The 9,889-nt window shown below is 61.8% G+C and carries 8 protein-coding genes; all 8 read right to left on the bottom strand.

Going from position 1 to position 9,889, the window contains the following annotated elements; all coding sequences use genetic code 11:
- Positions 1-396 precede the first annotated feature (396 nt).
- The 8 genes from ACH2CW_RS07255 to ACH2CW_RS07220 all read right to left on the bottom strand — a co-directional run bounded on the left by ACH2CW_RS07255 (position 397) and on the right by ACH2CW_RS07220 (position 9,870).
- A complete protein-coding gene (locus ACH2CW_RS07255) occupies positions 397-1,404 on the bottom strand; it encodes a Bug family tripartite tricarboxylate transporter substrate binding protein (protein WP_395056579.1) in 1,008 nt (335 codons plus the stop codon).
- A 161-nt stretch (positions 1,405-1,565) separates the two neighbouring features.
- Positions 1,566-2,282 (bottom strand): ABC transporter ATP-binding protein, encoded by a 717-nt coding sequence (locus ACH2CW_RS07250; protein ID WP_395056577.1) that lies wholly within the window; start codon positions 2,280-2,282, stop codon positions 1,566-1,568.
- Between the two features lie 14 nt (positions 2,283-2,296).
- Positions 2,297-3,064, bottom strand: coding sequence for an ABC transporter ATP-binding protein (locus ACH2CW_RS07245; protein ID WP_395056575.1), 768 nt, complete (start codon positions 3,062-3,064; stop codon positions 2,297-2,299).
- Between the two features lie 9 nt (positions 3,065-3,073).
- The gene (locus ACH2CW_RS07240) at positions 3,074-4,165 is read right to left on the bottom strand and encodes an ABC transporter ATP-binding protein (RefSeq protein WP_395056585.1); all 1,092 of its coding nucleotides are present in this window, start codon (positions 4,163-4,165) and stop codon (positions 3,074-3,076) included.
- An 18-nt stretch (positions 4,166-4,183) separates the two neighbouring features.
- Positions 4,184-5,113, bottom strand: coding sequence for a branched-chain amino acid ABC transporter permease (locus ACH2CW_RS07235; protein WP_395056573.1), 930 nt, complete (start codon positions 5,111-5,113; stop codon positions 4,184-4,186).
- Between the two features lie 264 nt (positions 5,114-5,377).
- Positions 5,378-6,715 (bottom strand): replication-associated recombination protein A, encoded by a 1,338-nt coding sequence (locus ACH2CW_RS07230; RefSeq protein ID WP_395056572.1) that lies wholly within the window; start codon positions 6,713-6,715, stop codon positions 5,378-5,380.
- Positions 6,716-6,725: 10 nt separating this feature from the next.
- Positions 6,726-7,358, bottom strand: a complete 633-nt coding sequence (lolA, locus tag ACH2CW_RS07225) for an outer membrane lipoprotein chaperone LolA (protein WP_395056583.1) — start codon at positions 7,356-7,358, stop codon at positions 6,726-6,728.
- Between the two features lie 178 nt (positions 7,359-7,536).
- Positions 7,537-9,870: a DNA translocase FtsK gene (locus tag ACH2CW_RS07220; RefSeq protein ID WP_395056570.1), complete on the bottom strand. Its 2,334-nt coding sequence runs from the start codon at positions 9,868-9,870 to the stop codon at positions 7,537-7,539.
- Positions 9,871-9,889 lie beyond the last annotated feature (19 nt).

The raw sequence follows: 9,889 nt of genomic DNA, 5'->3' as shown, positions 1-9,889 counted from the left end.
GGGCGGGAGAAATCTCAAAACTGTCGGTCCGCTGCCGCGGCCGAATCCGAAGCGAGTCCCTCCACCCCGACACCCATAACATACAAGCGAAGCGAGTTCGAGCAAGACCCCGCTTTTACCGAGCACCGCAGGTTGCCTGTAGCGAAGCGGAAGGACCCAGACCATCGGGTCGCCTTTTTCTTTGCTTACTTTCTTTTTGGCGACGCAAAAAGAAAGTGAGTTGCCGCCGGGCAACCCCCGGCTTGTTGGAGGCATCGGCAAAACCAGCGCTTGCCTCGGCTTCGACATACTCAGCCCGAACGATGTAGCGCAGGCCCGTCCGCCACGGCTTGCTATGATTTCAATAGCTACCCACGCTCACCTGGCATGGGCCAGTGCCCGAAAAGACTCCAAAAATCAATCCACGCGGGCGCCGGAAGCCTTCACCACCTTCTCATACTTCGCCAGCTCGGCCTTCATGAAAGCACCGAACTGCTCCGGCGTGTTGGCCACCGGTTCGGCCATCAGCGCGGCAAAGCGGGTTTTGGCCTCGGGCGAGTTGAGCGCCGCGACAAAGGCCTGGTTCAGTTTGGCGACTACGTCTTTGGGCGTCGCAGCAGGCGCCACCAGGCCCCACCAGGTGTCGATGGCAAAACCCTTGAGCATCTCGGCCACGGCCGGCACCTCGGGCAACACGCTGCTGCGCTCGACGGTGGTCACGGCCAGGGCCTTGAGTTTGCCGGCCTTGATGTTGGCGGAGGCCGTCGCCAGATTGTCAAAGTTGAAGTCAACCTGCCCGCTCAGCAAGGCCAGTTGCGCCGGGTTGCCGCCGTTGTAGGGGATGTGCAGCGCGAAGATGCCCGCCTGCGCCTTGAACATCTCTCCGGCCAGGTGGCCGGCGCTGCCGTTGCCGCCGCTGCCGTAGTTGAGTTTGGCGGGGTTGGCTTTGGCGTAACGGATCAGGTCGGCCAGGCTGTTGATGTTCAGACGTTGGGCGGTGTCGGCGTTCATCACCAGCACATTGGGCACGCGCAGCATCTGCGTGATCGGCGCAAAGTCAGTCGCCGCGTTGTAGGGCATCTTGCTGTACAGCCAGGGGTTGATGGCGTGGGTGGCCACGGCGGCAATGCCGATGGTCAGGCCGTCGGGCGCAGCCTTGGCCACCACATCGGCGCCGATGTTGCCGCCGCCACCGGGACGGTTTTCAATGATGACGGTGCCCAGCGTGTCCTTGACACGTTCGGCCATCAGGCGTGCGGTCACATCAATCGGGCCGCCGGGCGCATATGGCACAACAATGCGCATGACCTTGGGCTGGGCCTGCACAGCCGACGCGGTGAAACAAAGGGCCAGGACCGCAGCCGACGAGAGTGCCAGCCGACGGGTTGCCGTCAGAAAAAAGAGGGAGGAAGAATTTGTTGTCATGGCCCCGATTGTGCAAAAAACCGGCGGCGGCGTCACCGTGGGATTCCCTAGGGGCCCGGACGCCCAGGCATCGCGCAGCGGCGAGGCAGGCACAATGGCGCTATCAATTCAATAGCTTTCCACGCCCGCTGCCTATGGGCTGGAGGCATAAACGACCTGTATTATTCGCCCAGATACGCCGCACGCACGCGCGGGTCGCTCAACAGATCCTTGGCTGCGCCGTTCATCGTGACCACACCGGACTCCATCACATAACCCCGGTCGGCAATGCCCAGCGCCCGGCTGGCATTTTGCTCGACCAGCAGCACCGTGACGCCGCGCGCCGAGACGTCTTTGACGACCTCGAAAATCTTGTCGACCATGATGGGGGAGAGGCCCATCGACGGCTCGTCGAGCAACAACACCTTGGGGCGGCTCATCAGCGCACGGGCCATGGCCAGCATCTGCTGCTCACCGCCGCTCATGGTGCCGGCGAGCTGGTCCTTGCGCTCGCGCAGGCGCGGAAAAATCGTGAACATCTTCTCGATGTCGTCGGCAATACCGGCCTTGTCGTCGCGGATGTAGGCGCCCATCTGCAGGTTCTCGGTGATGGTCATGCGGGTGAACACGCCGCGGCCTTCAGGCACCATGGCCAGGCCATCCTTGACCAGGTCCCAGGCGCCCTTGCCCTTGATGCTTTTGCCCAGGTATTCGATGTCGCCGTCGGCCATCGGCAAGGTGCCGGTGATGGCTTTCATGGTGGTGGTCTTGCCGGCGCCGTTGGAGCCGATCAGGGTGACAAGTTCGCCTTCGTTGACTTCAAAGTCAACCCCCTTGACGGCCTTGATGCCACCATAAGCGACCTTGAGCCCCGTGACCTTCAGAAGTGTGTTTGCCATGCTGCTGTTTCCCTTCAATGACCTGTGCCCAGATAGGCGGAGATCACTGTTTCGTTTTTCTGCACCTCGGAAGGCAGGCCCTCGGCAATCTGTTTGCCGTAGTCGAGCACCGTGACGCGGTCACACAGGCCCATCACGAGTTTGACGTCGTGCTCGATCAGCAAGATCGTGCGGTTGTCCTTGCGGATCTGGTCGATCAGCTCGCGCAACTGCACCTTCTCGGTCGCGTTCATGCCGGCGGCTGGCTCGTCGAGCGCAATCAGTTGCGGGTCGGTCGCCAGCGCGCGGGCGATCTCCAGGCGGCGCTGGTCGCCGTAACTCAGGGTGCGCGCCTTGAAGTCGGCGTATTTGCCAATGCCCACATAGTCGAGCAGCTCCTGCGAGCGTTTGGCAATGGCTGCTTCTTCAGCCTTGAAGCCGGGCGTGCGGAGCATCGCGCCGATCAAGCCAGACTTGGTGCGGATGTGGCGCCCAACCATGACGTTTTCGAGCGCCGTCATGTCGGCGAACAGACGGATGTTCTGAAAAGTGCGCGCAATGCCGGCCTTGGCGACTTCATGCACCGCCGATGGTTTGTAGGGCTTGCCGGCCAGCTCGAAGCTGCCGCTGTCGGGCGTGTACAGCCCGGTCAGCACGTTGAAGAAGGTGGTCTTGCCAGCGCCGTTAGGGCCGATCAGGCCATAAACCTGGCCGCGTTCGATGTGGATACCGACGTCGCTGAGGGCCTGCAGGCCGCCAAAGCGTTTGGAAACGCCAGAGACTTTGAGAATGGTGTCGCTCATGGCCATGCCTTATTTGTTGGATGTATTGGCATTGGCCAGCGACTTGCCGTGGTCCGGTGCCGGCCACAAACCGCGCGGTCGCGACAGCATGATCACGATCATGGCCAGCGCGATCAACAACTGGCGCAGGATGGCTGCGTCGAGGCGCCCACCTGTCATGGCCTGCAGCGGTCCGGCCACATGGCGCAGCACCTCGGGCAGCGCCGCCAGCAGCAGCGCGCCCAAAATGACACCCGGCAAATGACCAATGCCGCCAAGCACCACCATGGCGACGATCATCACCGACTCCATCAGGCTGAAGGACTCGGGCGATACAAAGCCCTGGAAGGCCGCAAACATCGAACCCGACACGCCGCCGAAGGTCGCGCCCATGCCGAAGGCCAGCAACTTGAGGTTGCGGGTGTTGATGCCCATGGCCTTGGCGGCGATTTCGTCTTCACGGATCGCCATCCAGGCGCGGCCGATGCGCGAGTTTTCCAGCCGGTGGCAAATCACCACCGACACAATCACCAGCACCAGAAACAGGTAGTAATACATGGTCACCGAGGCCACCTCGATGCCGAAGAAGCTGTGTGACTTGCCAAGGTCGAAACCGAAGAACTTCATCGAATCGATCTGGTTGATGCCCTTGGGACCGTTGGTCAGATTGATCGGACGGTCAAGGTTGTTCAGGAACACGCGGATGATCTCTCCAAAGCCCAGCGTGACAATGGCCAGGTAGTCGCCGCGCAGCTTGAGGGTGGGCGCGCCGAGGATGACGCCGAACAGCCCCGCCAGCGCGGCGGCCAGCGGAATGACGGCCCAGATGGGCAGATGCAGGCCGTTCGGAAATTCAGCCGCAATCCACGGAAACGCGCTGGCCAGATGCGGAGACCCCAGCAGGGCGAACAGATAGGCGCCGACCGCAAAAAAGGCGACGTAGCCCAGGTCCAGCAGGCCGGCGTAACCGACGACGATGTTCAGACCGAGTGCCAGCAGCACATACAGCAGCGCCATGTCGACAATACGCACCCAGGCGTTGCCGCCCTGCTGCAGCAACAGGGGCAGGACCAGCATGGCGACCGCAACAACCAGAAAAGATAGGAGTCTGTGTTTTTTCATCATGGTGCTCTCCTTCTTCTAGGCCCGGTCCGCCACCCGTTCACCAAGCAGGCCGGACGGCCGCAAGGTGAGCACAAAAATGAGCACCACAAAGGCAAAGATGTCTGAGTACTGGCTGCCCAGCACGCCGCCGGTCCAGGTGCCAAGGTAGCCGCCGCCAATGGCTTCAATCAGCCCGAGCAAAATGCCGCCCAGCACCGCGCCACCGAGGTTGCCAATGCCGCCGAAGACCGCCGCGGTAAAGGCCTTGAGACCCGGCAGAAAGCCCATGGTGTGTTGCACCGTGCCGTAGTTGGACGCGTACATCACGCCGGCCAGCGCCGCCAGCACCGCGCCGATGATGAAGGTCGCCGAAATCACGGTGTCGGGTTTGACGCCCATCAGCGCCGCCACGCGCGGGTTCTCGGCCGTGGCACGCATCGCGCGGCCCAGCTTGGTGTAGTTGACCAGGTACATCAGGATCGCCAGTGACACGGCCGTGGCGCCCAGGATGAAAATTTGCGTGACGGTGATCACCGCGCCGCCGAGCTGCAAGGGCTCGGAAGGCAGCAAGGTCGGGTAAGGCTTGTAGTTGGGCTTCCAGATGATCATGGCCAGCGTCTGCAGCAGGATGGACATGCCGATAGCGGTGATCAGCGGTGCCAGCTTGGGCGAGTTGCGCAGCGGCCGGTAGGCAACTTTTTCAATCGCAAAGTTGAGCGCACCGCAGACCACAAACGCAATCAGCAGCGAGATGATCAGAATCACCCAGCCCGGTGTGCCCGGCATGGCCTCCTGCATCCAGATGATGATGGTCCAGCTCGTCAGGGCGCCCACCATCAGCACCTCGCCATGCGCAAAATTAATCAAATTGATGATGCCGTACACCATGGTGTAGCCTAGGGCCACCAGGGCATACATGCTGCCCAGCACCAGCCCGTTGATGATTTGCTGAAGCAAAACTTCCATACTCACTCTCCCGTTGAATTCAGTTGCCAGCTCCGCCCCGCACCATGCGCAGCCGCGTTGCGTGGGATCACCACGCAATCGCGCGAGTTAACAAAAAGCCCGCCTATCAAAACCAGCGGACTGGATTGGGTGGCGAGCTAATGCGCAAATTGTAGCCATGGCCCTCTAGCGAGAATCGGGCCAGCGCAGCCGTTTTTGCGGGGTTTACCCTTGAGGAATTTTATTCTCTGGGCAAGCGAGCGGACCGGCAAGCGGCCGTTCGAGTCAGCTCTTTTGGTCGTTTTTCGACTTCAAGTCCTTGAGCTTTTCCGCAATGCGGATTTCAAGGCCGCGATGGACCGGCCGGTAAAAACCTGGCTCCGCCATGCCTTCGGGCAAATAGCTCTCGCCGGCGGCGAAGCCGTCCTCTTCGTCATGTGCATAGCGGTAATTTTTGCCGTAATCCAGCGCTTTCATGAGTTGGGTGGGCGCGTTGCGCAGGTGCAGCGGCACTGGCCGGGTAGCGTCTTTCTTGACAAAGGCCCTGGCCTCGTTAAATGCCTTGTAGACGGCGTTGGACTTGGGCGCCACCGCCAGGTAGACCACACACTGCGCCAGCGCCAGCTCGCCCTCTGGCGAGCCCAGACGCTCGTAAACCTCGGCGGCATCAAGTGCCAGCCGCAAGGCGCGCGGATCGGCCAGGCCGATGTCTTCGCTGGCCATGCGGATCAGGCGACGCGCCATGTATTTGGGCTCGGCCCCGCCATCGAGCATGCGCACCAGCCAGTAAAGCGCCGCGTCCGGGTCGGAGCCGCGCACCGACTTGTGCAGCGCCGAGATCGTGTCGTAAAACTGCTCGCCGCCCTTGTCGTAACGGCGCATCTGCTGGCCCAGCACCTTGATCAGCCAGGTTTCGGTCACCTCCACCCTGCCGCCTTTTTTCTCGCGCCGTGCGGCAACATCCAGCGTCTCCAGGGTATTGAGCAGGCGCCGGGCATCGCCGTCGGCATAAGCCACCAGCTTGTCCACCGCTTCGGATGCTATGGATTCGATAGCTGGCAGCGCTTGCCCTGCGAGGATCTTGGCAATGATTTGTTTGAGATCGTCGTCGCCCAGCGGCTGCAGCACATACACCACGGCGCGCGACAGCAAGGCGGAGTTGACCTCGAAAGAGGGGTTTTCGGTGGTGGCGCCTATGAAGGTGAAGAGACCGCTTTCGACATGCGGCAAAAAAGCGTCCTGCTGGGATTTGTTGAAGCGGTGCACCTCATCGACAAACATGATGGTGCGCCTGCCCTGCCCCTGCCAGATGCTGGCTTGTTCGACCGCTTCGCGAATGTCCTTGACGCCACCGAGCACCGCCGAGATGGTGATGAAATGCGCGTCGAAGCTGTTGGCCATCAGCCGGGCAAGGGTGGTCTTGCCGACACCCGGCGGGCCCCAGAGGATGCAACTGTGCGGCTGACCGGATTCGAAGGCAATACGCAAGGGCATGTCTTCACCGAGCAGGTGTTGTTGGCCAATCACCTCGCCGAGCGACTGGGGCCGGAAACGCTCGGCCAGCGGTGCTGCAGTTTTGGCATCCGCGCCGGAGCCGAACGAAGTCTCAGCGCGTGTGGCCATGCTGCAAAGTTTACTGGCGGATCACGTCCGCGCCGGCGGGTGGCTTGAACTGGAACCCGGCCGTATTCAGCGACGGATTGACCTCGAAATTGCTGAAGGTCATGACTGAACGCTGACCAAAGCTGTCCAGAATTTCCAGCCGGGCCAGCTCGCTGCCTTTGGCGCTTTCCTTGAAACCGACCGTGATGCTCTGAACCTGACCGTCTTTGGTCTTTGGCGTCGCCTGGATCCATTCGAGACCATCTTTGTCGGGTTGCGGCACCAGCGTGAAATCGTTCTGCAGCGCCCTGATGTCAGCAGCCGCGGCAATCACGGCGGCGGGCGTGCCGCCCAGCACCTGGCTGAGCTTGCGCGCCGTGACCTGGTTCAGGTCCACGTCGTGCAGCCACAAGGTCTGGCCATCGGAGACGATGCTTTGTTCAAACGGCTTGGTATAGACAAACTTGAAGCGGTTGGGCCGCAGGAACTCAAAAGTACCGCTGGAGGTTTTGGTTTTGGCGGACTGCCCATCACGCGCCGGGCTGGTCACCACCTGGGTGAAGGCGGCGCGCCCGCTTTTGGTGTTCTTGACGAAGGCCTCAAGGCTTTCCAGCCCACTGACCGTGGAAACCTGGGCGCTGGCAGCGACAGCGACCAGGCCCATCAGGCCAGCCAGCGTGAAACGCAAAGCGCGGCAGATAACAGGGGCGACGGGGGATGAAAAAGTAAGCTTCATGGTGTTCCAGGTGATGTCGGGCGGCGAGCGATGCACATGTCCTTGGGACACCGCCGCGCCGGATTGGTTGCCAGAACAATGTATCGGGGCAGTAAAGGCCGGCCTGTCATCCTTCGGCGCGCGCAGGCACCAGAATTTCACGCTGGCCACTGCCCGACATGGCGCTGATCATTCCCGATTTTTCCATCTCTTCGAGCATGCGGGCGGCCCGGTTGTAGCCGATCTTCAGATGCCGCTGGACCAGGGAGATCGAGGCCTTGCGGTTTTTCAGCACGATTTCCACGGCCTGGTCATACATCGGGTCCTTGTCGCCCTCGCTGCTGCCGCCGCCATCCCCCAGCAGATCGCCTTCGCCGTCAACGGTGCCGCCTTCGAGCACACCGTCGATGTAGTTGGGCTCGCCCTGCTGCTTGAGGTAAGCGACCACGCGGTGGACTTCGTCGTCACTGACAAATGCGCCGTGCACCCGGATTGGAAAACCGGTACCGCTGGGCATGTAGAGCATGTCGCCCATGCCCAACAAAGCTTCGGCGCCCATCTGGTCGAGGATGGTGCGGCTGTCGATCTTGCTGCTGACCTGGAAAGACAGGCGCGTCGGAATGTTCGCCTTGATCAGGCCGGTGATCACATCAACGCTGGGACGCTGCGTGGCCAGCACCAGATGAATACCGGCTGCGCGCGCTTTCTGCGCCAGCCGCGCAATCAGTTCCTCGATCTTCTTGCCGACCACCATCATGAGGTCGGCCAGCTCGTCGATCACCACCACAATGTAAGGCAGGCGCTCCAGCGGCTCGGGCTGCTCCGGCGTCAGGCTGAAGGGGTTGTAGATGAACTCGCCGCGCGCCTTGGCTTCATCGATCTTGACGTTGTAACCCGCCAGATTGCGCACACCCATCTTGCTCATCAGCTTGTAGCGCTTTTCCATCTCGGCCACACACCAGTTCAGGCCGTGCGCGGCCTGGCGCATGTCGGTGACCACGGGCGCGAGCAGGTGCGGGATACCTTCGTAAACGCTCATTTCCAGCATTTTGGGATCAATCAGCAACAGGCGCACATCGCGCGCATCGGCCTTGTAGAGCAGGCTCAAAATCATCGCGTTGATGCCGACCGACTTGCCGGAGCCGGTGGTACCGGCGACCAAGCAATGCGGCATCTTCGCCAGATCGGCCACCACCGGCGCACCGCTGATGTCTTTACCCAGACCGATGGTCAGCATGGACTTGGCTTCGTTGTAGACCTGCGAGCCGAGAATCTCGCTGAGCTTGATCGACTGGCGCTTGGCGTTGGGCAGCTCCAGTGCCATGTAGTTCTTGCCGGGAATGGTCTCGATCACGCGGATCGACACCAGGCTCAGCGCGCGGGCCAGGTCCTTGGCCAGATTGACAATTTGCGCGCCCTTGACACCGGTGGCGGGTTCTATCTCGTAACGCGTGATCACCGGCCCTGGCGCAGCGGCGACCACGCGCACCTCGACGCCAAAGTCCTTGAGTTTTTTCTCGATCAGGCGCGAGGTCATCTCCAGCGTTTCGGGCGCCACCGTTTCCTGCCGCACCAACGCGCCGTCGAGCAGATCGACCTGGGGCAGCTTGGAGTCCGGCATCTCGCTGAACAGCGGTTTTTGCCGCTCCTTGGCGACACGTTCGCTCCTGGGAATGTCGGCCAGCGTCGGTTCAATCAGCACCGGAAGCGGGTGGTGCTCCTCAATTTCGATGCGTTCTTCATGCAGCGTTTCTTCGCGCTGGCGGGCCGCAACCCGGCCCACCGCCAGGTCCTCGGCGATCTCGCGTTTTTCGCGGCGCGATTCAACCAGCTCGTCAATCCATGCACCTATGCGCTGGGCGGTATGGGCCCACGAGAAAGAAAAGACCACTGACACCGCGATCACGCCGAGGGCAATCCAGACCAGTCCCGAGCCGGTAAAGCCCAGCCATTTCACGCTGGCCGGACCGACCAGGTAGCCCAGGACCCCGCCCGCGTGCCCCCCTGGCAACAGGGATTCAAAGCGGTAAAGGCGCGACCATTCCAGTCCGGAACTGGCCAGCAGCAACAGCACGAGGCTGGACCAGAACCGGAGGCGTCCGACGGCCGAAACCGAGGTCGGCTGGCTGCGCAAGCCCCGCGCGAGCGAACCGAGCCATGCGCGCACACCCGCAGCCAGCGCCCACCACACCGAAAATCCGCACAAGAAGTAGCTGGCATCCGCCAGATGCGCGCCCAGTCGCCCGCCCCAATTACGGGCAGCAGCCTCAGTCGCTTCCCGGCTACCGGTGGTGGACCAGGCCGCGTCCTGAGGTGAGTAGCTGATCAGTGCGCCCAGCCAGAAGGCCAGCGCCAGCAGACCGAGAATCAGGCTGACTTCGTGGGCAAAGCGTTTCACGCCGCCGGCAACAGGTGCAGCGGCAGAAGTTCTGGTGTTCAAGGTGTCGAGGGAGTAAGTCATAAAACCAGGGCTGAGCTTA

The organism is Polaromonas sp., assembly GCF_043778355.1.
Classification (GTDB): Bacteria; Pseudomonadota; Gammaproteobacteria; order Burkholderiales; family Burkholderiaceae_C; genus Polaromonas.
The sequence above is the reverse complement of the archived record's forward strand: the minus strand, read 5'-3'. Positions and strand labels throughout refer to the sequence as shown.